Below are 23,869 nucleotides of genomic sequence, written 5' to 3'. Positions count from 1 at the left end.
GCCGCCGCCCCGGTCAGCCCGCCGCCCAGCACGCTCCACCGGCGGGCGGACCGCCGCAACCTGCGGAGCTGGCGGAAGTACCGTGCTCGCTCGTCTGCCACCCGTGCCTCCTCGTTCCGGCCGCCGGGTCGGGCAGTGCCGGGCCGCCCGGCCGACGGTTGCTGGTGCGCCGCTCAGCCGGCGGCGCTGCTGTCCCCGGTGCCGCGTTCCTGGCCCATGCTGGCGCGGAGCTGGTCGAGCCGGGCCGCGGCGGCCGGGTCGACGGCCGGCGCGGCCTGCCCCTGCTGCTGCCCCACGGCCGGGCGGTCCTGCCGGCCGGCGAGCTGCTCGCCGGCCATGCTGGCCCGGATCTGCTCCAGCCGGGACGACCCGGCCGAGTCCAGCGACGCCTTCTGGATCTCCAGCATCCGGCCCTCGACGGAGTTGCCGGCCAGCTCGGCGCGGCCCATGGCGGTGGCGTAGCGCTGCTCGATGCGGTCCCGCACCGCGTCCAGCGAGGGGGTGCTGCCGGAGGCGGTGAGGGACGACATCGACTCCAGCGAGCGGGCCACGCTCTCCTGCATCTTGGCCTGTTCGAGCTGGCTGAGCAGCTTCGTGCGCTCGGCCAGCTTCTGCTGGAGGATCATCGAGTTGTTCTCCACCGCCCGGCGGGCCTGCGCGGCGGCGCCGAGCGCCTGGTCGTGCAGGGTCTTCAGGTCCTCGGTGGCCTGCTCGGCGGAGACGAGCTGGGTGGCGAGCACCTGGGCGGTCTGCTCGTACTTGCCGGCCTCCGCCTCGTCGCCCCGGGCCCGGGCCTGGTCGGCGAGGACCAGGGCCTGCCGGGCGTTGCCCTGGAGCCGCTCGACCTCGGACATCTGGCGGGACAGCTTCATCTCCAGCTGCCGCTGGTTGCCGATCACCGCCGCCGCCTGCTGGACCAGCGCCTGGTGCTGGCGCTGCGCCTCCTCGATCGCCTGCTGGATCTGCACCTTGGGGTCGGCGTACTCGTCGATTCGGGCACCGAAGAGCGCCATCAGGTATTTCCAGCCCTTGACGAACGGGTTCGCCATCTCCGCGGTATCCCCTCAGTAGAGTCGCGCCGCCCCTGCCATGCCGGGCGGTCCGGCCGGTGATCGTGCGGCGGCGATCCCCATCGTCGCAGCCCAGCGCCAGCCCGGCATTCGTACGTCACCGGTGGCACGCCACCGTCTGATCAACAGTACGCGGCGCGGGAAACCCCGACCACGTGCTCGGGCGACTGCGCGGGGCGGGTGAGATCAGGCGGCGCAGACGACGTCACGGTCGCGCTCGGCGGGACGCACCCGCGTGCGCAGGGTCGCCTTGAGCGGCGAGTCCTGGTGCACGGCCACCGACACCGGGCCGCCGGAGGTGACCTGCCGGACCCCCCGGCCGGTGGACTTGCGGACCGAGGCGCGGGCCACCGGGGACGACTCCACCGGCTCGGCCGGCTCGTCCTGCACGGGCACGAGCACCCCGGGAAGCTGCTCGGCGAGCGCCACCGTGTCGCTGACCTCACGGAGCAGCTCGGAGAGGCGGGCACCGAGGGCGTCGCAGATGGCTGCCAGCAACTCGCTGGAGGGCTCCTTCTGGCCGCGCTCGATTTCGGACAGGTAGCCCAGGCTGACGTTCGCCGCGGAGGAGACCTCGCGCAGGGTGCGGTGCTGCCCCTGCCGGCGCGCCCGCAGTGCGTCACCGATCACCCGGCGTAGCAGGACCATCGCACCTCCCCTGACGGGTCTCACCCTCCGCCGCCCCGTCGCGCCGGGCGCGGCACACCGCCCCGGCGCCGACGCCACGTCGGAGCCTTCCCGCAACCGTACCCGTTGCCGGCCCCGGTGACATCCCACCCCGCCCCTCCATCTGGCCACGGGCTCAGCGACGAGGTGCGCCGGCGGGCTCGGTGTCGCCGTCGCCGGCTTCCGGCGCGCCCGACCCGGGGCCCGGGGCCGCCGCGTCGATCCGCTCCACGAGCAGCCGCAACGCCTCGATCACGGCGGCGGACCGGATGTGGTCGCGCCCGCCGTCGAGGTCGAGGCGGCGGACCTCGACGCCGGCCGGCCCGGCGACCGCGACGTAGACCAGCCCGACAGGCTTGCCGTCCTGCGGCTTGGGCCCGGCCACGCCCGTGGTGGCCAGGCCCCAGTCCGCGCCGCAGCGCCGCCGGGCGCCCTCGGCCAGCGCGCGGGCCACGTCCGGGTCGACGGGGCCGCGCTCGGCCAGCAGGTCCTCCGGTACGCCGGCCAGCGCCGACTTCAGCTCGGTGGCGTAGACGACCAGGCCACCCCGGTAGACGCCGCTGACCCCGGCGATCTCCACGATCGAGGCGGAGAGCAGCCCGCCGGTGAGCGACTCGACGGTGGCCAGCGTCTCGTGCCGCTCGGCGAGGCGGTGCACCGCCCCGGCGGCCGGGCTGCCGGCCGGTCGGTGCCCGTTCGCGTCAGTTCCCACGGATACGTCCCTTTCCCCGTGCCGGCCGCTCTACGCGTCCCCGCGCGGGGCGGCGCAGGCGCAGCGCCTGGGCGACGTAGTCGAAGCCGGTGACCACCGTGACGCCGACGGCGACGGCCATCAGCCAGGGGCCCACGGCGACGAGCGCGGCCGGCATGGGCCACAGGTACCAGGTGATGGCCAGGATCTGGAGCGCAGTCTTGATCTTGCCGCCCCGGCTGGCCGCGATGACGCCGTGTCGGATCACCCAGAACCGTAGCGCCGTGATGCCCAACTCCCGGACCAGGATCATCACGGTCACCCACCAGGGCAGCAGGTCGTACCAGGACAGCAGCAGCAGGGCCGCGCCGGTGAGCGCCTTGTCGGCGATCGGGTCGGCCACCTTGCCGACCGAGGTGACCAGGCCGAACCGGCGGGCGATCCAGCCGTCCACCAGGTCGGTGACCGAGGCGAGGGCGAAGATCAGGCAGGCCGCGATCCGCCAGCCGGCATGGGTCGTACCGGAGGCGGCCACCGAGAACGCGAAGACCGGCACCAGCACCAGCCGCAGCAGGGTCAGCGCGTTGGCCGCGTTGAGCACCGGCACTCGGGCGACCACCGGCGACGGCGTCGACTCCGCCGCTGGAGTCGACGGCGTCACCGGCGTCACCGGCACGCCCCGCTCGGGCCGCCGTGGCGAACCTGGCACCGCACCACGTGGCTTCCCTGCCTCCTCAGAACCCGCCGTCACCGTGCCGCGCCGGGCGCCGCGGAGACCATCTCGTCCGGGACGGCGATCAGATCCACCCCTTCGGTGGCGGTCACCGTCGCGCGCACGAGGTCGCCGGGGCGCAGCGCCGCCAGGTCCACCCCGCCGTCGGCCGGGGCGACCAGGGTGGTGGAGCCGTCCACCTCGGGAGCCTGGTGCGCCGCCCGGCCCTCGACCACGCCGTCGTCGACCGAGTCGACCAGCACCTCGACCGTGGAGCCGAGCCGCTCCTCGGCACGCTGCGAGCACAGCTCGTCGGCGAGGGCGCTGAGCCGGTCGTACCGGCGCTTGATCGTCGCGGCGGAGACCTTGCCGGGCAGGCCGGCGGCCTCGGTGCCGTCCTCGTCGCTGTAGTCGAACATGCCGATCGCGTCGAGCCGGGCCGCCGAGAGGAACCGGACCAACTCCTCGACGTCGCCCCGGGTCTCGCCGGGGAAACCGACGATGAAGTTGCTCCGCGCGCCGGCCTGCGGGGCCAGGGCGCGGGCGGCGGCCAGCAGTTCCAGGAACCGTTCGGTGGAGCCGAAACGGCGCATCCGGCGCAGCACCGGCTCGCTGGAGTGCTGGAACGACAGGTCGAAGTACGCCGCGACGCCCGGTGTGGTGGCGATCGCCTCGACCAGGCCGGGGCGGGTCTCGGCGGGTTGCAGGTAGCTCGCCCGGACCCGGACGATCCCGTCGATCGCGGCGAGCTGCGGCAGCAGCTTCTCCAGCGCCCGGGGGTCGCCCAGGTCCTTTCCGTACGACGTGGAGTTCTCGCTGACCAGCACCAGCTCCCGGACCCCCGTCTTGGCCAGCCACTCCGCCTCGGCGAGCAGCTCGTCCGGCGTACGCGAGACGAAGGCGCCGCGGAAGGCGGGGATGGCACAGAACGCGCAGCGGCGGTCGCAGCCGCTGGCGAGCTTGAGCGACGCGACCGGGCCGGTGTCGAGCCGGCGGCGCAGCACCTGCCGCAGGTGGGCCGGGGTGTGCTCGTCGGTCTGCACGGCGGCCCGGGAGGTGCCGTGGCCGGGCAGCGAGACAGCGCTGTCACGCCGCGCGACCGGGGTCAGCGGCAGCAGCTCGCGCCGGTCGCGCGGGGTGTGCGCGTCGAGCGCCTCGCCAGCGACGACGGCGTCGAGCCGGGCGGCGATGTCGGGGTAGTCGTCGAAGCTCAGCACGGCCTGGGCCTCGGGCAGGCTCTCGGCCAACTCCCGGCCGTACCGCTCGGCCATGCAGCCGGCGGCGACCACCTTCGCGCCGGTGTCGGCGGCGGCGAGCAGCGTCTGGATCGAGTCCTGCTTGGCCTTCTCCACGAAGCCGCAGGTGTTGACGACCACCACGTCGGCCCCCTCACCGTCGGTGGTGACCTGCCAACCGTCGGCGTGCAGCCGGGCGGCCAACTCCTCCGAGTCGACCTCGTTACGGGCGCAGCCCAGTGTCAGCAGGGCAACGCGGCGAACGGCGGGAGACGACAGCCCCAGGTCACGGCGCGGCACCGAAGGCGGCGAACTGGGGGCGTCGGAAGAGGAGGCGGCAGACACCATCCGAGGGTACCGGGGGCAGTGCTACGGTCGCCGCGCGGAGGTGACACCAGATGGCCTGGATCGTCCTGGTGGTGTCCGGGCTCCTGGAGACGGTGTGGGCGGTCGCCCTCGACCGCAGCGCCGGCTTCACCCGTCCTCTCCCCTCGGCCGTCTTCGCGGTGTCCCTGCTGCTCAGCATGGCCGGCCTGGCGTACGCGCTGCGCGAGATCCCGGTCGGCACCGGCTACGCGGTCTGGGTGGGCATCGGCGCGGTCGGCACCGCGCTGGTCGGCATGCTGGCGCTGCACGAGCCGGCGAGCCTGCCCCGGATCGTCTGCCTGCTGCTGGTCGTCGCCGGGGTGGTCGGCCTCAAGGTCTTCCACTGACCGACCTGTGCGCCGCCGCCGGCTGTCCCGACGGCCGCCCGCCGCCCCGACGCGGGCGGGATCGGCCCGCACGCGTAGTTTCCGGCCCCGCTGGGTAGTGACCGGTCGACGGAAGAACCAGGCTCACCACGGAGGACGTCATGGCCGACACGCACGCCACCACCCGCCCGCGCACCAACGCCGCCCGGATCTGCACAATCGTCGCGTTCGTGTTCGCGGCCCTCGCGGTCTTCGTGTCACCGCTGGTCTTCGGCCTGCTCGGTGTGATCCTCGGCGTCGTCGGCGCGGTCCTGGGCGACAAGCCGCTCGGCTGGTACGCCGCCGCCGCCAGCGTGGCCGGCGCCGTGCTCGGCATGATCCTCAGCGCGGTGATCCTGAACGCCTGAGCCAACCCACCCGCGACCGCAGGGGCCCGCCAATCCGGCGGGCCCCTCGCCGTCGCCGCCGCATCGACCGACCCGCGCCGGGCAGGGCGTGCGCTAGTCGTTCGCGCCGCCCAGGCCGGCGAGGACCTCTGCCAGCTCGTCCGGCTTGACCAGCACGTCGCGGGCCTTCGAACCCTCGGACGGGCCCACCACGCCCCGGGTTTCCATGAGGTCCATCAGCCGGCCCGCCTTGGCGAAGCCGACCCGCAGCTTGCGCTGGAGCATCGACGTCGAGCCGAACTGCGAGGTGACCACCAGCTCGACCGCCTGCACCAACAGGTCCAGGTCGTCGCCGATCTCCTCGTCGATCTTCTTCTTGCTGTCCTGCGCCGGGGCCAGCACGTCCGGCCGGAACTCCGGCTCGCGCTGGTCCTTGCAGAACTTCACCACGTCGGCGATCTCGCGCTCGGTGACCCAGGCCCCCTGGATCCGGATCGGCTTCGACGCGCCCATCGGCAGGAAGAGGCCATCGCCGCGCCCCAGCAGCTTCTCCGCGCCCGGTTGATCGAGGATGACCCGCGAGTCGGCCAGCGACGAGGTGGCGAACGCCAGCCGGGACGGCACGTTGGCCTTGATCAGGCCGGTGACCACGTCCACGCTGGGCCGTTGGGTGGCGAGGACCAGGTGGATGCCGGCGGCCCGGGCGAGCTGCGTGATCCGCACGACCGAGTCCTCCACGTCGCGCGGCGCGACCATCATCAGGTCGGCCAGCTCGTCCACGATCACCAGCAGGTACGGGTACGGCCGCATTTCCCGCTCGCTGCCCGGCGGGGCCTTGATCTCCCCGGTGCGCACCTTGCGGTTGAAGTCGTCGATGTGCCGGACCCCGTTCGCGGCGAGGTCGTCGTAGCGCATGTCCATCTCGCGGACGACCCAATCCAGCGAGTCGGCCGCCTTCTTCGCGTTGGTCACGATCGGGGTGACCAGGTGCGGGATGCCCTCGTAGCCGGTCATCTCGACCCGCTTCGGGTCGATCAGCAGCAGGCGCACCTCGTCCGGGGTGGCCCGGGTGAGGATCGACACGAGCAGGCTGTTCAGGCATGAAGACTTGCCAGCACCGGTTGCGCCCGCGATCAGAATGTGGGGCATCTTCGCGAGATTGGCCACCACGAAGCCGCCCTCGATGTCCTTGCCGAGCGCGACCACCATCGGGTGGTGGTCGCTGGTGGCGGCGCGGGAGCGCAGCACGTCGCCGAGCGCCACGTTCTCCGGGTCGGTGTTCGGGATCTCCACGCCGACGGCGCTCTTGCCCGGGATGGGGCTGAGAATGCGCACGTCCGGGGACTTCACCGCGTACGCGATGTTGCGGGAGAGCTGGGTGATCCGCTCGACCTTCACGCCCGGGCCCAGCTCCACCTCGTACCGGGTGACCGTCGGACCCCGGGTGAAGCCGGTGACCTCGGCGTCCACGCCGAACTGGTCGAACACGCCGGTGAGCGCGGCGATCACCTCGTCGTTGGCCTTGCTGCGGGTCTTCGGCGCGGCACCGCCGCTGAGCAGGTTGGCCGGGGGCAGTGTGTAGTCGCCGGACAGACCGGTGAGCGCTAGCTGCTCGGCCCGGGTGGGCGGTGGCGAGTGCTCCGGCGGCTCGACCGGCTTGCGGGTGGCGGGCACCTTCGCCGGGGGCTTGCGGGGCAGCACCACGGTTTCCTGGAGGTCGGCGCCCTCGACCGCCTCCCCGTCGAAATCGTCCGGGTCGGGCAGCGGAGGCGCGGCGCGCTTGGCCGGGCGGCGGCGGGCCGGCTTCCTCTCGCCGGCCTCCGCCTCGGCCTCTTCGGCTGCCGACGGCGGGCCCACCACCGCGCCGGCGAGCAGCCCCAACCGCTCCGGGATCTTGTTGATCGGCGTGGCGGTAACCACCAGCAGGCCGAAGACGAGCAGCAGGATCAGCAGCGGCACCGCCACCCAGGCCGTCACCGCGGTTTCCAGCACGTCGCCGACGCCCGCGCCGATCAGGCCGCCCGCGTAGTCGCGCTGCACCGAGTCCACCGGGTTCTGTCCGATGTGCAGCATCGCCGCGGTGGCGACCAGCATGGACCCCCAGCCGACGAGGCCCCGGCCACGGTGCTCCGGGTCGGCCGGCGTGCGCATGAGCCGCCACGCGCCGATCGACAGCAGCACCGGCACGACGATCGAGATGGCACCGAGGAAGAGCCGCACGGTGTCCGCGAGCCGGGCCCCCACCGGACCGGCCCCGGAGAACCAGAGGGCCACCGCGCTGAGCAGGGCCAGGCCGAGCAGCAGCAGGCCGGCACCGTCGCGACGGTGCTCGGGGTCGAGGTCGCGGGCCGAGGCGGCCTGCCGGCCGGCGGCCCGCACCGCCCAGCCGACGCCGTGCGCGAGCCCCATCCACACCGCGCCGATCGCCCGACCGACGTGGACGGCCAGGCCGGGCCGGGCGGGCGGTGCGCCGCCGGGGCGCCGCCCTGGTGGTCTTCTTTCGCCGGCTGACGGGCACGACTGTTCGTGGTGCCGCGCGGCGACGCGCCGCGTCGCCGGCTCGCCTGAGAGGTACGGCCCGCCATAGAGTCACCGTAACGGCGGGACCCGGCGGATCGCCGCTTTTCCGGGTCGTGTCCGCGCGTCGCAGCACGGGCGACGCCGCCTGTTGTGTTATTCGCCTCAGAAGGGATGCCCGATGGCGTCGCCCGAGATCGAGGACGGCCCGGACGGCCCCCTGGCCGGGCATCCCGGGGCGCTGCGGCCGTTGACCGACGAGCTGATCGCCGCCGTGCTGCGCCACCGGGGTGTCACCGTCGCGGCGGATCCGGTGGGCCGGCTGGTCGGCCGCTGGGACGACGGTCTCATCTGGTTCCTGCGGATCGGCGCGGCCGGCGAGATCCTCCAGGTCCGCACCATAGCCGCGCCGACCTTCCCCATCGAGTACGTGCCGACCCTGCACGCCTTCTGCAACGCCTGGAACCACGACCGGTACTGGCCCAAGGCGTTCGTGCACGTGGACGACGACGGGCGGGCGCTCGTCTGCGGCGAGGTGATCGCCGACCTGGAGCGCGGGGTGACCCCGCACCAGCTCGACCAGTTGCTCGACTGTGGCATCTCGACCGGCTGCCAGCTCGCCGCCGCCGCCGGGCAGCTCGCGGGCGGGGTGCGGCCGTGACCGGCGAGCCCGGGCAGTCGCGCCGATGGGACGACCGGCTGGCCGGCCGGTGGGACGACCGCCGGATGGGCCGGGCCCGGGGGCCGGCGCGCGCCGACCGTGGCCCGGCCGAGGCGCTGGCCGCCGCCGGCGACCTGCCCGACGGGGAGGAACGCGCCGCCGAGCTGGAACGGATCGCCTCGGCCGCCGACGCGGCCGGCGACCTGTCCGTCGGGGTGGATGCCCGGTTCGCGCTGATCGACCTGTACCTGCGGCGGGGCGAGCGGTGGCGGCTTTTCGAGCCGGTACGCCGCTGCCGGGAACTCCTCGACGCCGCGCCCGAGCCGGCCGGCGAGCGGGCCGCCGAGCTGCGCCGCTACCAGCGCTTTGCGGTGGAGGCCGGGTTCGCCACCCCCCGGGTCGGGCTGGGCCAGGCCCGCGCGGCGCTGGACGACCTGGCCCGTACCGCGCCCGACGACCTGGCCCGTACCGCGCCCGACGGCGCAGCCGGCGACGCGCCGGTCACCGGCCTGGTGGCCGAGCTGCGCTGCCGCCTTGCCGACCACCTCGGCGACGAGCAGGCGGCCCGGCGCTGGTACGACCGCTGGCGCACCGCCCCCGCCGACCCGGCCGCCGGCTGTCCGGGCTGCGCCCCGTCGCGTCGCGCCGACCTGCTGGCCGGCTGGGGCGAGTGGGCGGCGGCGCTGGCGGAGCTGCGTCCGGTTCTCGACGGCCCGTCGGCGGCGGCCCCCGCCGACCGTGCGGCCGGGACCGGGGCCGAGACGACGGCCGGGACCGAGACGACGGCCGGGACATACTGCACCGACCAGCCCGAGCGGGCGCTGGCCGGGGCGTTGCTGCCGCTGCTGCGCGCCGGCGAGCCCGTGCGGGCGGGCCGGGCGCACGTCGTCGCGTACCGGCGGCACCGGCGGGAACGGACGGCCTTCCCGTACCTCGCCGCGCACCTGCGGTTCTGCGCGCTGGGCGGGCACCTGGACCGGGGGCTGGACATCCTCGCCGAGCAGCTACCCCGGCTGGACCGTCCGTCCGACGACCTGGCCGCGATGGAGTTCGCCGCCGTCGGGGCGCTGCTGTGCGCCCTGGCCGTCGAGGCGGGGCGGGGGGACCGGCGGATGCCCGGCCCCGCCGGCGACGACATCGACGTGGCCCGGCTAGGCGGGCTGCTCGCCGAGCTGGCGACCGGGCTCGCCGGGAGCTTCGACGCCCGCAACGGCACCGGGCACCAGTCCGGACGGATCGCCGCCCTGCTGGCCGAACGGCCGGTCGCCGACCCGGTCCCGCTGCCCGCCGATGAGGCGGACGACGACGGCGAGCCCGACGGCGGCGACGGCGGAAGCGACGGCGACGGCGGTGAGGGCGGCACCGGCGGTGAGGGCGGCACCGGCCCGGTGGGGCGGGAGGCCGGGCGGGAGCTGGCCGAGAACGAGTTGGGGGCGCTGACCGTGGCCATGGTCATGGCGGCCCTGGACCGGCGCGGCGACGCCTGGACGATGCGCGGTCCGGCGGTGGCCGGGCGGTGGGGGCCGGCGGTGATCGAGTTCCGTCAGGCCGGCGAGCGGGGTGAGATCCTGCACGCCCGGGTGCTGGCCACCCGGCGGCTCCCGGCGGGACGCCGCGCCGAGGCGTACGCGTTCTGCAACGCCTGGAACCACGACCGGCTGCTGCCGAAGGCGTACGCGCACGACGACGGGAGCGGGGAGCTGGTACTGGCCGGCGACGTGACCACCGACCTGGCCCACGGGGTGGCCCCGGCGCAACTCGACGTGCTGGTCACCGCGACCGTCGCCACCGGCGTCACGTACGCGGAGGCGGTCGCGGCGCTGCCCTGACCGGCCCAAACCGGTGCCCTCCCGACCGGCCCGGTGCTGTCCCGACCCACCGGTGCCTCCCGACCGGCCCAGGGTTGCCGGGCCGGTCGGGGCCGGGCTCAGCGCCGCAGGCGGCGACCGCCCTGGGTGCCGTCGGCGGTGAGCAGGGTCAGGCCGTTGACCTGGAGGATCTCGTTGACCGGCTGGAAGAAGGTGACTCCGCCGACCGTGCAGTCGCCCGCGCCGCCCGAGGTGACCCCCTGCGCCTGGTCACCGGAGATCCACGACCCGCCGGAGTCGCCCGGCTCGGCGCAGACGTTGGTCTGGGTCAGGCCCGTGACGGTGCCCTCGGGGTAGTTGACCGTCGCGTTCTTCGCCTGGATCACCCCGCAGAACGCCCCGGTGGTGGAGCCGGAGCGGCAGATCGACGCGCCGACCGGTGCCTCCCGGGAGCCGTTCACCGGCACCGCGCCGCCGTTGAAGTCGTTCACCACGGGCTGCGGCTGGAAGTCGCCGGTGACCCGGACGACGCCCCAGTCGTCGCGGGGGAAGGACGACGCGGCGAAGACGCCCTGCGGGGAGCCGTCCAGGCCGCTGGAGCGGTCCCCAACCTGGCCGCAGTGCCCGGCGGTGACGAAGCCGCCGACCACGGCGAAGCCGACCGAGCAGCGGGAGTTTCCGTTGATGAGGAAGGCGTCGCCGCCCTGAAGGTCGGCGAGCAGCCGGGGGGCCCGCGTCGAGCTGACCACCCGGACCGCCGACGCCGGGAGCCCGCTGGTCGCCGCGAACCGGCGACCGGCCGTCTCCTGGCCCGCCCGGGCCACCACCACGACGGAGTTGGTGGGCGGGTCGACGTACCAGCCGGTGATGGCCCGGCCAGCCGCGCCGCCGGACCGGTCGAGCCGGGCCTTCATGGTGTCCAGCTCCGCCACCCCCCGGGCGACCTGCTTCGGCACCGCGCCGGCCGCGCGTACGGCGGCGGCCCGGCCCGGGTCGGCGACCGCGACGGTGAGCGTACGGCCGTCGGCGCCCAGCCAGCTACCGCCGTAGTCCTCGCCCAGCTCCGCCCGGAGCTTCTCGACCGTGCCGGCGGCCCAGCGCTCGGTCTTGAGGCGCTGCACCGCCTGCTCGCGGGTCAGCGACAGATCCCGGCTCATCGCGTCCACGACCTTCTGGTCCACCCCGGCCGGGGCGGTGGCCCGCCCGGAGTCCCCGGCCGGCGGCGCGGTGCCCTCCCCGGCGAACGACGGCAGGGCCACGGCCGCCGCCGCTCCCGCCGCCGCCACGAGTACGCCGATGGCTGTCATCCGTCTGCGGTCCATCCGCCACGCTCCTCCCGGCCGGCGCGGGTACGCCTGCCGCGACGGAGTACGGGGCGGACCGCCGGACGGTTGAACGATCGACCCGGAACAATTTTTTCCGTTCCGGTTGAACCGCGCGGCGTCGGCGCCCGTACCCCAGGCGGTGGAAGAAGCGCCGACGCCGGCCCACCGCTCGGGGGGTGGGCCGACGTCGGTACGCGCGGCGGGGCCGTCAGACCTCGACGACCGTCGGCACGATCATGGGCCGGCGGCGGTACTTGTCGTTGACCCACCGGCCGACGGTGCGCCGGACGATCTGCTGGAGCTGGTGCGGGTCGGTGATGCCGTCCGCGGCGGCCCGGTTCAACGCCTCGGTGACCAGCGGGATGACGGGGTTGAACGCCGTCGGGTCCTCCGAGAAGCCCTTCGCCGAGACGGTGGGGCCGCCCACGACCTTGCCGGTGACCGAGTCGACCACCACGGTGGTGGCGATGAACCCGCCGTCGCCGAGGATCCGCCGCTCGGTGAGCAGGGACTCACTGACGTCGCCCACGGCGAGGCCGTCGACGTAGACGTACCGGCTCTTCACGTGGCCGACCAGGCTGGCGCGGCCCTCGACGAGGTCGACCACGTCGCCGTCCTCGCAGAGGACCACCCGGTCCGGGGCGACCCCGGACTCGATGCCGAGGCGGGCGTGGGCCCGCAGGTGCCGCCACTCGCCGTGCACCGGCATCAGGTTGCTCGGGCGGGTCACGTTGAGCAGGTAGAGCAGCTCACCGGCGGGGGCGTGGCCGGAGACGTGGACCTTCGCCACGTCCTTGTGCACGACCACCGCGCCGGCCCGGGCCAGCCGGTTGATCACCCGGTAGACGGACGTCTCGTTGCCGGGCACCAGCGAGGACGCCAGCACCACCGTGTCGCCGGGGGCGATGGTGATGTGCCGGTGGTCGCCGCTGGCCATCCGGCCGAGCGCGCTCATCGGCTCGCCCTGCGAACCGGTGGACATCAGCACGATCCGCTCGGGCGGCAGCGCCGTGGCCTCCTCGATGCTGATCACCAGGCCGGCGGGGATGTTGAGCAGGCCGAGGTCCCGGGCGATGCCCATGTTGCGGACCATCGAGCGGCCGATCAGTGCCACCTTGCGGCCGTGCTCGGCGGCCGAGTCGAAGACCTGCTGCACCCGGTGCACGTGCGAGGCGAACGACGCGACGATGATCCGGCCGCGCGCCTTCGCGAAGATCGAGTCGAGGACCGGCCCGATCTCCCGCTCCGGAGTGACGAAGCCGGGGATCTCCGCGTTCGTGGAGTCCGACAGCAGCAGGTCGACGCCCTCCGCGCCGAGCCGGGCGAAGCCGGCCAGGTCGGTGATCCGCCCGTCCAGCGGGAGCTGGTCCATCTTGAAGTCGCCCGTGTGCAGCACCAGGCCGGCGGGGGTGCGGATGGCCACCGCGAGGGCGTCGGGGATCGAGTGGTTGACCGCGAAGAACTCGCACTCGAACGGCCCGAGCCGCTCCCGGCCCCCCTCCCGCACGGTCAGCGTGTACGGCTGGATGCGCCGCTCGGCCAGCTTCGCCTCGACCAGGGCCAGGGTGAACTGCGAGCCGACCAGCGGAATGTCCGGTTTGTGGGCGAGCAGGTACGGCACCGCGCCGATGTGGTCCTCGTGGCCGTGGGTGAGCACGATCGCCTGTACGTCGGCGAGCCGGTCCAGGATCGGCCCGAAGTCGGGCAGGATCAGGTCCACGCCCGGCTGCTCGACGTCGGGGAAGAGCACCCCGCAGTCGACGATCAGCAGCTTGCCGTCGTACTCGAAGACGGTCATGTTCCGACCGATGGCGCCGAGCCCGCCGAGCGGGATGATCCGCAGGCCACCCTCCGGCAGCGGCGGGGGCAGCTCCCCCTCGTTGTGCGCCTCGGTCACGCGTCCACCTCATTCTGCGACGCCGTCACTCGGCGTCCGTCGTGTCGTTCGGTCATCAGGAGAGCTCCAGACCCGCCGCCGCGCAGTCCGCGCGCAGCTGGGCGATCTCGTCGGGGGTGGCGTCCACCAGCGGGGGCCGCACCGGGCCGGCCGGCAGACCCATGGCCGCCAGGCCCGCCTTGACCAGGATGGTGCCCTGGGTACGGAAGATACCGGTGAACAGGGGCAGCAGCCGCCGGTGCAGCGCGAGTGCGGCGCCGGTGTCGCCCGCGTCGTGCAACTCGATCATCCGCCGGGTGAGCGCGCCGGTGAAGTGGGTCGAGGTGCCGACCACCCCGACGCAGCCGACCGCCAGCGCGGGCAGGACCAGGGAGTCCTCCCCGCTGTAGAAGGCGAGGTCGGTGCGGCTCGTCACCCACGAGGTGGCGGCGAGGTCACCCTTGGCGTCCTTGACCGCGACGATGCGGTCGTGCTCGGCGAGCTTGACCAGCGTCTCAGTCTCGATCGGCACCCCGGAGCGGTGCGGAATGTCGTAGAGCATGATCGGCAGCCCGGTGGCGTCCGCGACGGCGGCGAAATGCCGGGCCAGCCCGCTCTGCGGCGGCTTGTTGTAGTACGGGGTCACCACCAGCAGGCCGTGCGCGCCGGCCTTCTCGGCCGCCGTCGCCAGCTCGATGGTGTGCCGGGTGTCGTTGGTGCCGACCCCGGCGACCACCCTGGCCCGGTCGCCGATCGCCTCCACCACGGCCCGGATCAGACGCTCCTTCTCCGCGTCGGTGGTGGTGGGCGACTCACCGGTGGTCCCGTTGAGCACGAGCGCGTCGTTGCCCTGCTCGTCGACGAGGTGGTTCGCGAGGCGTACGGCGCCGTCGAGATCCAGAGAACCGTCGGAGGTGAACGGGGTCACCATGGCCGTGAGCACTCGGCCGAACGGGCGAGGCACCGCCCGGTCGGCGGCAACAGGGTGGTCGTGCGTCATGTTCACAACCTAGCGGACGACCACCGGCGGGCCGGTGGGGAAGGGTTCAGGACAGCTCCGCGAGCGGACTGGCCGCCACCTCCGTGCCGTCGGGCAGCGTGGAGATGACGAAGTCGGCGAACACGTTGGGGGCGACCCGCTGGAGCTGGCGCAGGCACTCCACGGCCAGCTCGCGGATCTCCACGTCGGCGTGCTCGGTGGCCCGCATCGCGACGAAGTGCCGCCAGGCCCGGTAGTTGCCGGTGACCACGATCCGGGTCTCGGTGGCGTTGGGCAGCACCGCGCGGGCCGCCTGCCGGGCCTGCTTGCGGCGCAGCGTCGGGTTGGGCTCGTCGGCGAAGCGCTGCTCCAGGCCCTCCAGCAGCTCCGTGTACGCCCGCACGCTGGCGTCGGCGGCCTCGACGAACCGCTTGTGCAGCTCCGGGTCCTCGGCGATCACCCGGGGCTCCACCATCGCGGCGTCGCGTTCCGGGACGTACCGCTGGGAGAGCTGGGAGTACGAGAGGTGCCGGTGCCGGATCAGCTCGTGGGTGAACGAGCGGGACACCCCGGTGAAGTAGAAGCTCACCGAGCCGTGCTCCAGCACCGACAGGTGCCCGACCTGAAGGATGTGCGCCAGGTAGCCGGCGTTGGTGGCGGTAGCCGGGTTCGGCTTGGACCAGCTCTGGTAGCAGGCCCGGCCGGCGAACTCGGCGAGCGCCTGGCCGCCCTCGGCATCGGTGGACCACGGCACGTCCTCCGGGGCCTGAAACTGGGTCCACGCGACAAGCTTGACCTGGGGCTGCACCATCTCCGGCATTCCACGGACTGTAGTGCCCGCCGGCGGCCCGCCCAAGCCGGGCTCGCGCCCTGGGCGGCAGGTGTGTGACATATCGCGGAGCGAACGCCGTGGCCGAGCGGTCGCGACGCTGAAACACGGCCAGGCGGCCGCGGCCAGGCGGGTCGCGACCCTGGGACACGGGCCAGGCGGTCGCGGCCCTATGGAGCTGCCCGCACGGACGGGGCGCGGACTGAGGCGGTCCCTGGGCGCACAGCCGGGGCAGCTCCAAAGGGGCCGCCGAGACCTCCCATCGGCCAGCGGGCCCGGCACCCCGAAGCGCGGGCGACGGCGGGGGCGGGCGGCCGAGCGGCCGAGCGGTTCAGACGTAGAGGGAGGTGAAGGGGGCCCAGGGCAGGTTGCGGGACACCGAGAAGACCAGCCAGAGGGCCAGGAAGCCGCCGATCAGCTTCGAGCTGACCCGGGGCTCCGGCAGCCGCCAGCCGAACGCCTGCCGGCCCGCCCAGGCGACGAAGAGATACGTCAGGAAGGGCAACGCGAAGACGAAGAGGAAGTGGTGCCGGGCGGCGGCTGGCAGGTCGCCGTGCAGCACGTACCACAGCGCGCGGGTGCCGCCGCACCCCGGACAGTCCAGCCCGGTGGTGAGCTTCAGCAGGCAGGTGGGGGCGGCGTCGGGCTCGGCCCGGGTCGGGTCGCTGACCAGCGCGTACGCCACGCCGACGCCGACGCAGCCGAGCGCGGCCAGCGGCACCGCCCAACGCGGCGACCGGGCGTGGACCCGCATGACGAAGCGGGTCAGCCGGTCCGGCTCCGCCATCGGGTACGCCCCCGGCGGCCACTCCCCGGGCGCGGACGTCTGCGGGTCAGGATGCGGGTGCGGGGCGGCCGGACCGTCGACGCTCGTCACGCGGTTCACGGTACACCCGCCGCGCTCCTCAGCGCGGCGGCCAGCGGGACCGCGAGGTCGCCGGCGGCGGGCGGGGCGACCGCGCTCAGCCCCAGCCAGCCGGCCAGCCGGTGCAGCTCGGCGGCCAGGGCCACCGCCGTCTCCCCCGGGTCGGCGCCCGGCTCGACCCAGGCGGCCGGCACCAGCAGCACGCCGGCCTTGCGGTCGGCCTTCAGGTCGACCCGGGCGGTGAACCGCTCCCCCTGGAGAAACGGCAGCACGTAGTAGCCGTGCACCCGCTGCGCGGCCGGGACGTAGATCTCGATGCGGTAGCTGAGGCCGAACAGCCGCTCGGTGCGGCCCCGCTCCCACACCAGCGGGTCGAACGGGCTGACCAGCGTGTTGCCTCGCACCCAGCGGGGCAGCCGGGCGGTGGCGTGCAGGTACGCCGGCTGCCGCCAGCCCCGCACGGTCACCGGGGTCAGCTCGCCCGCCTCGACCAGCTCGGCGACCGCCTGCCGGGCCCCGGCCACCGGGAGCCGGAAGTAGTCGCGCAGCTCCGGCTCGGCGGCCACCCCGAGCGACCGGGCGGCGATGCCGACCAGCGCCCGGTACGCCTCGGCGTCGGTCGGGGTGGGCGCGGCCAGCACGACCGGCGGCAGCACCCGCTCGGGCAGGTCGTAGCGGCGGGCGAACGAGGGGGTGCGGTCGGCCGCGGTGACCTCGCCGGCCCAGAACAGGAACTCCAGCGCCCGCTTCACGGTCGACCAGTTCCAGCCCCAGTTGCCGGTCTCCCGGGGCGCGTCGTGCTCGATCTCGGCCGCGGTGAGCGGGCCCCGGGCGGCCACCTCGTCGCGCACCCACGCCACCAGCTCGGGTTGCTCCTGGGCGATGCGGCGCATCCCGCCCCAGGCCGCGTCGCGCGCCTTGGCCATCCGCCAGCGCAGCGCCGGGTGCAGCCCCACCGGGACCAGCGACGCCTCGTGGCCCCAGTATTCGAACAGCTCCCGGGGGCGGCGGTAGGCCGCGGTGTCGAGCAGGGCCGTCGGGTACGGCCCGAGCCGGCTGTAGAGCGGCAGGTAGTGGGCGCGTTGCAGGACGTTGACCGAGTCCATCTGGATCAGCCCGACCCGGTCGAGCACCCGGCGCAGGTGCCGGCGGGCGGGCACGTCGGTGGGCGGCGGGTCGGCGAAGCCCTGGGCGGCCAGGGCCACCCGGCGGGCCTGGGCGAGCGAGAGCGATTCTGGTGCGGCCATCGTCGGCACCCTAATCCAGGCATGCGACACCGGTGCGGCTGGCTGGACGTGACGCCCACCGGGGCATACAACGGACGCATGCTGATCATCCGCCCCGAGGAGCCGGGCGACGCCGAGGCGGTGGCCCGGGTGCACGTGCACGGCTGGCAGGACGGCTACGCCGGAATCATGCCGGCCGAGGTGCTGACCCGGCTCAACGTGGCGGCCTGGGCGCAGCGCCGCCGGGACCTGGGCACGGCCGACCCGGAGCACCCGTTCATCACCCTGCTCGCCGAGCGGGACGGTGCGGTCGTCGGGTTCACCACGTTCGGCCCGTACCGGAACGACCAGGACCGGGCCGACCTCGACCACACCCTCGGCGAGGTGATCGCCATGTACGTCGAGAAGGCGTACTGGGGGGACGGCACGAGCGGGCGGCTGCTGGCGGCGGCGAAGCGGCGGCTGGCCGGGCGGGGCTGGACCGCGTACCGGCTGTGGGTGCTACGGGACAACCGGCGGGCCCGGCGCTTCTACGAGCGGGCCGGGCTGTCACCGGACGGCGAGCAGACCACCTACCCGGTGCCGCTGGCCGGCGGCACGCCCCCGCTAGGGCTGGTCGAGCTGCGCTACGCCGGACGCCTCGACGGCTGACCCGACCGCCGGCGCACGGGCAGGAACAGCAGCAGGGCCAGGCTGATCCAGACGTAGGTGTTGCTGCCGAGGAAGCCGTCGACGCCGGTGAAGTCCTTCTCCCAGGCCCAGACGATCCGGCTGATCAACAGGCCGTACCCGATCGCGGCGGCGGCCAGCAGGACGCGGCGCCGGCGGCTGCGCGCGGGGGCCGCCGTGGCGTTGTCGACCAGCAGGATCAACCCCGGCAGCAGCCAGACCAGGTGGTGCACCCAGGTCACCGGGCTGACCAGGCACATCAGCGCGCCGGTCAGGGCCAGGCCGGTGGCCTCGTCGCCGGCCGCAGCGGCGGAGCGGGACCGCCACGCCCAGACGGTGACGGTGGCGAGCACCAGCGCCAGCCAGGCCGGGGTGCTGGGGTGTTCGGGGCTCAGCCGGGCGACCACGCCCTGCAACGACTGGTTCGACACGAACGCCAGCTCGCCGACCCGACCGGTGTTCCACAGCGCGGCGGTCCAGAACTCGCGGGACGCGTCCGGGAACAGCGCGGCGGCGGTCAGGGTCGCCCCGGCCGCCGCGCCGGCGGCGGTCAGGGCGGCCCGCCAGCGCCCGGTGACCAGCAGGTAGACGAGGAAGATCCCCGGAGTCAGCTTGATCGCGGTGGCCAGGCCGATGCCCACCCCCGCCCAGCGGCTGCCCGCCGGCAGCAGCCGCAGCAGGTCCACCGCGACGAGGAACAGCAGCAGCATGTTGACCTGGCCGAAGTTGACCGTCTCGCGCATCGGCTCGAACGCGGCGGCCAGGCAGAGCGCCACGGCGAGGGTGAACCAGCGGGTCCAGCCGCAGCGGCGGGCGACCGGGTCGACCAGCCACCAGATCAGCACGGCGCTGACCACCACGGACGCGGCCACGCTCACCACGATCGCGGCTGGCCACGGCAGGACGGCCATCGGCAGCATGGCCAGGGCGGCGAACGGCGGGTAGGTGAAGCCGTACTGGGTGCCGGGCTTGAGGAAGTCGTAGATCTCCCCGCCGTCGTGCACCCAGAAGTTCAGCGCGCCGTAGTAGACCTTCAGGTCGAAGAAGCCGTGCCGCACGGCCGCCACCGACAGGAACGCGGTCACCGCGACGGCGAGCCCGGCCACTGCGGCGACCTGCCCGATCGTCCGTTTGGCACCCTGCGCCACCGTCGCTCCTCCCACCCTGCGTAGGCTTCCGTCCCATGGCTCTCGGGTACGTCCGCCCGGCGCGTCCGGAAGACGCCGGCGAGATCGCACGCATCCAGCTCGCGACCTGGCGGGTCGCGTATCGCCGGATCCTGCCCCGGCACGTGCTCGACAACCTGGACGAGGAGTATCTCGCCCGGCGGTGGAGCGCCGCGGTGCAGGAGCCGCCCTCGGGCGCGCACCGGGTGCTCGTCGCCGTCGAACAGGCCGAACAACTGTATCTGGTGGGATTCGCCGCGTCCGGTCCGGCCGACGCCGAGTCCCTCGCCCCGAACGAGCCGGCCGAGGCGCTGGGGACGGGCGTGGTGGCGGTGACGGACCTGCTGGTCGAGCCGCGCTGGGGCCGGCGCGGGCACGGCAGCCGGCTGCTGGCCGCGAGCGTCGACCTGTGGCGGTCCGACGGCTTCGGCCGCGCGGTGGCGTGGGCCTTCGACGCCGACGCGGCGACCCGGAAGTTCCTCACCGGCGCGGGCTGGGAGCCCGACGGCGCGGCCCGGGCCCTCGACGTGGACGACATGCTGGTCAACCAGCTCCGGCTGCACGTGGCGGTGCCGGCAGACGACCCGCACGCCGGCGGCTGACCGCGCGGGCCGCCGGCTGCCGGGGTGGGCTGCCGGCCGACGGCTGGCTGGGTTGCCGGGAATGTCGGTGGTGTCGCCTACGGTGGCGGGATGAGCGTGTCGACGAGTCGTGACCGCACGGCACCGACCCCCGTCCGCCCGCAGGAGCGCCCGCTGCCGGAGCACCGGCTGGAGGAGCACCGGGTGGAGCTCACCGGCTACTGCTACCGCATGCTGGGCTCGGCCTTCGACGCCGAGGACGCCGTCCAGGAGACGCTGCTGCGCGCCTGGCGCGGGCTCGGCGGCTTCGACGGCCGGTCCAGCGTGCGCACCTGGGTCTACCGGATCGCCACCAACGTGTGCCTGGACCTGCTGCGGGGGCGGTCCCGCCGGGCGGTCCCGACCGACCTCGGCGAGCCGTCGGCCCCGGTGCTGGCGGCGCTGGGCGAGCCCCGGCCCGCCGGGGAGTGGGTCGGGCCGGCCCACGACGCCCGGGTGCTGCCCGCCGGCGGTGACCCGGCGGAGGTGGCGGTGACCCGGGATTCGGTGCGGCTGGCGTTCGTCGCGGCGTTGCAGCACCTGCCGCCCCGGCAGCGGGCGGTGCTCGTCCTGCGGGACGTGCTGCGCTGGCGGGCCGACGAGGTCGCCGGGCTGCTCGACACCAGCGTGGCGGCGGTCAACAGCGCGTTGCAGCGGGCCCGCGCGACGCTGGCCGCCCGGGGCGTCGAGGCCGACCCGCCGGCCGCCGCCCTCGACGCCGAGCACCGCGAGCTGCTCGACCGCTACGTGCGGGCCTTCGAACGGTACGACATCGACGCGCTGGTCGCGCTGCTGCGGGCCGACGCCGTGCAGAGCATGCCGCCGTACCGGATGTGGCTGCGCGGCGCGGGCGACATCGGCCGCTGGATGACCGGGCCGGGTGCCGGCTGCCAGGGCTCGCGGCTGGTCCCGGTGGCGGCCAACGGCGGCCCGGGGTTCGCGCAGTACCGCCGGGACCCGGCGGGCGGGCACCGGCCGTTCTCGATCCAGCTCGTGGGCTGCTCCGGCGGCCGGATCGCCCGGCTGCACTTCTTCCTCGACCCGGGTCTGTTCCCGCTGTTCGGCCTGCCGGCCCGGCTGCCCTGAGCACGGCCGGTGACTCCGGGAGGGGTGCGTCAGCAGGCCGGCGGGGTGACCAGTTCGGCGACCAGTTCGTCGTCCTCCAGCTCGCCGGTCGGGGCGAAGCCCAGGCGGGGATAGAGGCTGGCTGCGGCCGGGTTGTCCGGGTGGTACGACAGGCGCACGGCGGTGCAGCCGGGCTGGGCGCGCAGCCACGTCGCCAGGGTGGTCACCGTGGCCGCCCCGACCCCCCGGCCCTGCTCGGCGGCGTCGACGACCATGCCGCCGATCCAGCGGGAACCGTCGTCGTCGACGCCCCACATGACGTGTCCCACGACCGTGTCGTCGGCGCACACGGCCAGGGAGGTCCACACGTCGCCCCGCTCGCTGACCAGCAGGTAGCGGGCGGCCATCGGGTACACCCAGGCCCGCTGGTCGTCGCGGGGCGCCACGTCGGCGACGGCCCGCCAGTTGTCGTCGTCGACGGGGCGCAGGGTGATGTGCCGGCCGGCCCGGTCGCAAAGCTTCGAGTCGATCACCGGGGCAGCCTAGGTGCGCCGTGGCCGGCCGGCCACCGCTTTCCGGGGCCGCTCCCGGCGCGGCCGCGCGGCGCGCCGGGAGCGCCGCCCGTCAGTCGAGCAGCGGGTCCAGGCCGATGGTCAGGCCCGGACGGGTCCGCACCGCGCGCACGGCCAGCAGCACGCCCGGCATGAACGACGCCCGGTCGTACGAGTCGTGCCGGATGGTCAGCGTCTCGCCGGCCGTGCCGAACAGCACCTCCTGGTGGGCGACCAGGCCGGTGGCGCGGACGGCGTGCACGCGTACCCCGTCGATGTCGGCCCCCCGCGCGCCCGGCAGCTCGTCCTTCGTGGCGTCCGGGGCCGGGCCGAGACCGGCCTCCGCGCGGGCCTGTGCGATCCGGCGGGCGGTGTGGGTGGCGGTGCCGCTGGGGGCGTCCAGCTTGCGCGGGTGGTGCTGCTCGATGATCTCGACGGACTCGAAGTGGCGGGCCGCCCGCGCCGCGAACTGCATCATCAGCACCGCGCCGATGCCGAAGTTCGGGGCGATCACCACGCCGACCTCCGGCCGGGCGGCCAGCCAGCCGCGCACTTGGTCGAGCCGCTGCCCGGTGAAGCCGGTGGTGCCCACCACGGCGTGGATGCCCTGGTCGACGCACCACCGCAGGTTGTCCATCACGGCGTCGGGGGTGGTGAAGTCGACGACGACGTCCGCGTCGGGACAGCGGGCGTCGCCCTGGTCGATCGCCGCCACCAGCTCCAGGTCGGGGGCCGCGTCGACCGCCCGGCACACCTCGACGCCCATCCGGCCCCGGGCGCCCAGCACACCGACCCGGATCAGCCCCTGCGGGCCCGTCCCCTGCTCGTCAGTCACGGCCACAACCTATCCCAGCTCAGGCGGTGAAGTCGCGCTCGCCGAACGGGCCGACGACGGCCAGGGACATCGGCTGGGCCAGCAGCTCGGCGGCGAGGGTGTTCACGTCGGCGACGGTCACCGCGTCGACGCGGGCCAGCAGCTCGTCCACGGGCATCAGGTCGCCGTAGAGCAGCTCGCCCTTGGCCAGCCGGCTCATCCGGGAGCCGGTGTCCTCCAGGCCCAGCACGAACGAGCCCTTGCTCATCCCCTTGCCCCGGGCCACCTCGGCCTCGGTCAGCCCGTCGGCGGCCACCCGGCGCAGCTCCGCGCGGGTCAGCTCCAGCACCTCGTCGACCTTGCCCGGGGCGCAGCCGGCGTACACGGCGAACATGCCGCTGTCGGCGTACTGGCTGGCGTAGGAGTAGACCGAGTACGCCAGGCCGCGCCGCTCCCGGATCTCCTGGAACAGGCGGCTGGACATGCCGCCGCCGAGGACGTTGTTGAGCACCCCGAGGGCGAAGCGCCGCTCGTCGACCCGGTCGATGCCGGGGCAGCCGAGGACGACGTGCGCCTGCTCCGTCTCCTTCGGCTCGACCAGGGTGGTCGCGGGCCGCACGCGTACCCTCGGGGTGGCCGCCCGGTGCGGGGCCGGCGCCGCCGGGTCGGTGTCCAGCGGGGTGCCCGCGAGGGCCTGGCGGACCAGCCTCACCACGACGGCATGGTCGAGGTTGCCGGCGGCGGCGACCACGATCTGCGGCGCGGTGTAGTGGCGGCGGTAGAAGCTCTGGATCTGCCGCCGGGTCATCGGGGTGACCGTCTCCTCCGTGCCGGAGATCAGCCGGCCGAGGGGGTGGTCGCCGTAGACGGCGCGGGCGAACAGGTCGTGCACCTCGTCGCCGGGCTCGTCGTCGTGCATGGCGATCTCTTCGAGGATGACGCCGCGCTCGGTCTCCACGTCGGCCGGCTCCAGCAGCGAGTCGGCGACCGCGTCGCACATGACGTCGATGGCCAGCGGCAGGTCCTCGTCCAGCACGCGGGCGTAGTAGCAGGTGTATTCCTTCGTGGTGAAGGCGTTCGTCTCGCCGCCCACCGCCTCGATCTCGGCGGAGATATCCAGGGCGGTGCGCTTGTGGGTGCCCTTGAAGAGCAGGTGCTCCAGGAAGTGCGCGGCCCCGGCCTGCGGGCCGGTCTCGTCGCGGGACCCGACGGAGACCCAGATGCCGAACGACACGCTGCGCATCGCGGGGATCGCCTCGGTGAGCACACGCAGCCCGCTGGGCAGCACGGTACGGCGTACCGTCCCGCCCAACGGGTCGTCACTCAGCGTGCGGGTGACCGCCCGGGGCGACCCACCGGCCCGGGCGGGCTGTGCCTCGGCGGCCTGCCGGACGGCCCCGGACGGCGCCACCCACCCGTCGACCCGCGGGGAAGGACGCGCGCTGG

At 74.5% G+C, this 23,869-nt stretch carries 23 protein-coding genes; 7 read left to right on the top strand and 16 right to left on the bottom strand.

Annotated features, from left to right (window positions below; translation table 11 throughout):
- Positions 1-173: 173 nt before the first annotated feature.
- From MCAG_RS22720 to rimO, 5 genes are all read right to left on the bottom strand, one after another.
- Entirely contained in the window at positions 174-1,049 is an 876-nt protein-coding gene (locus tag MCAG_RS22720; RefSeq protein WP_007075323.1) for a PspA/IM30 family protein, read from the bottom strand.
- 207 nt (positions 1,050-1,256) lie between these two features.
- On the bottom strand, positions 1,257-1,718 hold the full coding sequence (locus MCAG_RS22715; RefSeq protein ID WP_007075322.1) for a helix-turn-helix domain-containing protein: 462 nt from the start codon (positions 1,716-1,718) through the stop codon (positions 1,257-1,259).
- A gap of 154 nt (positions 1,719-1,872) precedes the next feature.
- On the bottom strand, positions 1,873-2,448 hold the full coding sequence (locus MCAG_RS22710) for a CinA family protein (RefSeq protein ID WP_050778041.1): 576 nt from the start codon (positions 2,446-2,448) through the stop codon (positions 1,873-1,875).
- Entirely contained in the window at positions 2,438-3,088 is a 651-nt protein-coding gene (pgsA, locus tag MCAG_RS22705; protein ID WP_050778218.1) for a CDP-diacylglycerol--glycerol-3-phosphate 3-phosphatidyltransferase, read from the bottom strand. The genes MCAG_RS22710 and pgsA overlap by 11 nt, the downstream gene beginning before the upstream one ends.
- Before the next feature lie 86 nt (positions 3,089-3,174).
- Positions 3,175-4,722 carry a 30S ribosomal protein S12 methylthiotransferase RimO gene (gene rimO, locus MCAG_RS22700; protein WP_007075319.1) on the bottom strand — a complete coding sequence of 516 codons (1,548 nt, stop codon included), beginning with the start codon at positions 4,720-4,722 and terminating at the stop codon, positions 3,175-3,177.
- Between the two features lie 50 nt (positions 4,723-4,772).
- On the opposite strand from rimO, the gene MCAG_RS22695 reads away from it, so the two are divergent.
- Positions 4,773-5,087, top strand: coding sequence for a multidrug efflux SMR transporter (locus MCAG_RS22695; protein ID WP_007075318.1), 315 nt, complete (start codon positions 4,773-4,775; stop codon positions 5,085-5,087).
- A gap of 140 nt (positions 5,088-5,227) precedes the next feature.
- On the top strand, positions 5,228-5,473 hold the full coding sequence (locus tag MCAG_RS22690; protein WP_007075317.1) for a hypothetical protein: 246 nt from the start codon (positions 5,228-5,230) through the stop codon (positions 5,471-5,473).
- A 93-nt stretch (positions 5,474-5,566) separates the two neighbouring features.
- Here MCAG_RS22690 and MCAG_RS22685 read toward each other — a convergent pair whose 3' ends face one another.
- Positions 5,567-7,861 carry a DNA translocase FtsK gene (locus tag MCAG_RS22685; protein ID WP_036377839.1) on the bottom strand — a complete coding sequence of 765 codons (2,295 nt, stop codon included), beginning with the start codon at positions 7,859-7,861 and terminating at the stop codon, positions 5,567-5,569.
- A 289-nt stretch (positions 7,862-8,150) separates the two neighbouring features.
- Between MCAG_RS22685 and MCAG_RS22680 the strand changes: the two genes are divergently transcribed.
- Complete coding sequence (locus MCAG_RS22680; RefSeq protein WP_007075315.1) at positions 8,151-8,630, top strand: YbjN domain-containing protein; 480 nt, start codon at positions 8,151-8,153, stop codon at positions 8,628-8,630.
- Complete coding sequence (locus MCAG_RS22675) at positions 8,627-10,459, top strand: YbjN domain-containing protein (protein ID WP_007075314.1); 1,833 nt, start codon at positions 8,627-8,629, stop codon at positions 10,457-10,459. Before MCAG_RS22680 ends, MCAG_RS22675 begins: the two co-directional genes overlap by 4 nt.
- A 98-nt stretch (positions 10,460-10,557) precedes the next feature.
- Here the strand turns inward: MCAG_RS22675 and MCAG_RS22670 are convergent, their stop codons facing one another.
- From MCAG_RS22670 to MCAG_RS22645, 6 genes are all read right to left on the bottom strand, one after another.
- Positions 10,558-11,760, bottom strand: a complete 1,203-nt coding sequence (locus MCAG_RS22670; protein ID WP_007075313.1) for a S1 family peptidase — start codon at positions 11,758-11,760, stop codon at positions 10,558-10,560.
- A gap of 211 nt (positions 11,761-11,971) precedes the next feature.
- Positions 11,972-13,660 carry a ribonuclease J gene (locus MCAG_RS22665; RefSeq protein ID WP_007075312.1) on the bottom strand — a complete coding sequence of 563 codons (1,689 nt, stop codon included), beginning with the start codon at positions 13,658-13,660 and terminating at the stop codon, positions 11,972-11,974.
- 55 nt (positions 13,661-13,715) lie between these two features.
- On the bottom strand, positions 13,716-14,639 hold the full coding sequence (dapA, locus tag MCAG_RS22660) for a 4-hydroxy-tetrahydrodipicolinate synthase (RefSeq protein WP_036377835.1): 924 nt from the start codon (positions 14,637-14,639) through the stop codon (positions 13,716-13,718).
- A 46-nt stretch (positions 14,640-14,685) separates the two neighbouring features.
- Positions 14,686-15,429 carry an FAD-dependent thymidylate synthase gene (gene thyX / locus MCAG_RS22655; protein WP_007075310.1) on the bottom strand — a complete coding sequence of 248 codons (744 nt, stop codon included), beginning with the start codon at positions 15,427-15,429 and terminating at the stop codon, positions 14,686-14,688.
- A gap of 349 nt (positions 15,430-15,778) precedes the next feature.
- Positions 15,779-16,333: a DUF2752 domain-containing protein gene (locus tag MCAG_RS22650; RefSeq protein ID WP_007075309.1), complete on the bottom strand. Its 555-nt coding sequence runs from the start codon at positions 16,331-16,333 to the stop codon at positions 15,779-15,781.
- Entirely contained in the window at positions 16,330-17,559 is a 1,230-nt protein-coding gene (locus MCAG_RS22645; protein WP_007075308.1) for a winged helix-turn-helix domain-containing protein, read from the bottom strand. The genes MCAG_RS22650 and MCAG_RS22645 overlap by 4 nt, the downstream gene beginning before the upstream one ends.
- 21 nt (positions 17,560-17,580) lie before the next feature.
- Here MCAG_RS22645 and MCAG_RS22640 point away from each other — a divergent pair, with 21 nt between their 5' ends.
- Positions 17,581-18,189, top strand: a complete 609-nt coding sequence (locus MCAG_RS22640; protein ID WP_007075307.1) for a GNAT family N-acetyltransferase — start codon at positions 17,581-17,583, stop codon at positions 18,187-18,189.
- Here the strand turns inward: MCAG_RS22640 and MCAG_RS22635 are convergent.
- Complete coding sequence (locus tag MCAG_RS22635; RefSeq protein WP_050778040.1) at positions 18,165-19,355, bottom strand: glycosyltransferase family 87 protein; 1,191 nt, start codon at positions 19,353-19,355, stop codon at positions 18,165-18,167. The genes MCAG_RS22640 and MCAG_RS22635 overlap by 25 nt on opposite strands.
- 35 nt (positions 19,356-19,390) lie before the next feature.
- On the opposite strand from MCAG_RS22635, the gene MCAG_RS22630 reads away from it, so the two are divergent.
- Together MCAG_RS22630 and MCAG_RS22625 are read left to right on the top strand one after the other, a co-directional pair.
- Positions 19,391-19,975: a GNAT family N-acetyltransferase gene (locus MCAG_RS22630; RefSeq protein ID WP_007075305.1), complete on the top strand. Its 585-nt coding sequence runs from the start codon at positions 19,391-19,393 to the stop codon at positions 19,973-19,975.
- 90 nt (positions 19,976-20,065) lie between these two features.
- Positions 20,066-21,079, top strand: coding sequence for a sigma-70 family RNA polymerase sigma factor (locus MCAG_RS22625; protein WP_007075304.1), 1,014 nt, complete (start codon positions 20,066-20,068; stop codon positions 21,077-21,079).
- A 29-nt stretch (positions 21,080-21,108) separates the two neighbouring features.
- On the opposite strand, the gene MCAG_RS22620 is transcribed toward MCAG_RS22625, so the two are convergent.
- From MCAG_RS22620 to MCAG_RS22610, 3 genes are all read right to left on the bottom strand, one after another.
- Positions 21,109-21,591 carry a GNAT family N-acetyltransferase gene (locus tag MCAG_RS22620; protein WP_007075303.1) on the bottom strand — a complete coding sequence of 161 codons (483 nt, stop codon included), beginning with the start codon at positions 21,589-21,591 and terminating at the stop codon, positions 21,109-21,111.
- 91 nt (positions 21,592-21,682) lie between these two features.
- Positions 21,683-22,444, bottom strand: a complete 762-nt coding sequence (gene dapB / locus MCAG_RS22615; RefSeq protein ID WP_036377832.1) for a 4-hydroxy-tetrahydrodipicolinate reductase — start codon at positions 22,442-22,444, stop codon at positions 21,683-21,685.
- A gap of 19 nt (positions 22,445-22,463) precedes the next feature.
- Positions 22,464-23,834 carry a pitrilysin family protein gene (locus tag MCAG_RS22610; RefSeq protein ID WP_007075301.1) on the bottom strand — a complete coding sequence of 457 codons (1,371 nt, stop codon included), beginning with the start codon at positions 23,832-23,834 and terminating at the stop codon, positions 22,464-22,466.
- Positions 23,835-23,869: the final 35 nt, after the last annotated feature.

This window comes from Micromonospora sp. ATCC 39149, from assembly GCF_000158815.1.
Classification (GTDB): Bacteria; Actinomycetota; Actinomycetes; order Mycobacteriales; family Micromonosporaceae; genus Micromonospora.
The sequence above is the reverse complement of the archived record's forward strand: the minus strand, read 5'-3'. Positions and strand labels throughout refer to the sequence as shown.

Excerpts from the sequence above, each read along its gene's own strand:
- MCAG_RS22715 (WP_007075322.1), bottom strand. The coding sequence starts at position 1,718 with ATGGTCCTGCTACGCCGGGTGATCGGTGACGCACTGCGGGCGCGCCGG.
- MCAG_RS22690 (WP_007075317.1), top strand. The coding sequence starts at position 5,228 with ATGGCCGACACGCACGCCACCACCCGCCCGCGCACCAACGCCGCCCGG.
- MCAG_RS22670 (WP_007075313.1), bottom strand. The coding sequence starts at position 11,760 with ATGGACCGCAGACGGATGACAGCCATCGGCGTACTCGTGGCGGCGGCG.
- dapA (WP_036377835.1), bottom strand. The coding sequence starts at position 14,639 with ATGACGCACGACCACCCTGTTGCCGCCGACCGGGCGGTGCCTCGCCCG.
- MCAG_RS22685 (WP_036377839.1), bottom strand. The coding sequence starts at position 7,861 with ATGGGGCTCGCGCACGGCGTCGGCTGGGCGGTGCGGGCCGCCGGCCGG.
- MCAG_RS22640 (WP_007075307.1), top strand. The coding sequence starts at position 17,581 with ATGCGACACCGGTGCGGCTGGCTGGACGTGACGCCCACCGGGGCATAC.
- MCAG_RS22680 (WP_007075315.1), top strand. The coding sequence starts at position 8,151 with ATGGCGTCGCCCGAGATCGAGGACGGCCCGGACGGCCCCCTGGCCGGG.
- MCAG_RS22695 (WP_007075318.1), top strand. The coding sequence starts at position 4,773 with ATGGCCTGGATCGTCCTGGTGGTGTCCGGGCTCCTGGAGACGGTGTGG.
- rimO (WP_007075319.1), bottom strand. The coding sequence starts at position 4,722 with ATGGTGTCTGCCGCCTCCTCTTCCGACGCCCCCAGTTCGCCGCCTTCG.
- MCAG_RS22720 (WP_007075323.1), bottom strand. The coding sequence starts at position 1,049 with ATGGCGAACCCGTTCGTCAAGGGCTGGAAATACCTGATGGCGCTCTTC.
- MCAG_RS22645 (WP_007075308.1), bottom strand. The coding sequence starts at position 17,559 with ATGGCCGCACCAGAATCGCTCTCGCTCGCCCAGGCCCGCCGGGTGGCC.
- MCAG_RS22625 (WP_007075304.1), top strand. The coding sequence starts at position 20,066 with ATGAGCGTGTCGACGAGTCGTGACCGCACGGCACCGACCCCCGTCCGC.
- MCAG_RS22630 (WP_007075305.1), top strand. The coding sequence starts at position 19,391 with ATGGCTCTCGGGTACGTCCGCCCGGCGCGTCCGGAAGACGCCGGCGAG.
- thyX (WP_007075310.1), bottom strand. The coding sequence starts at position 15,429 with ATGGTGCAGCCCCAGGTCAAGCTTGTCGCGTGGACCCAGTTTCAGGCC.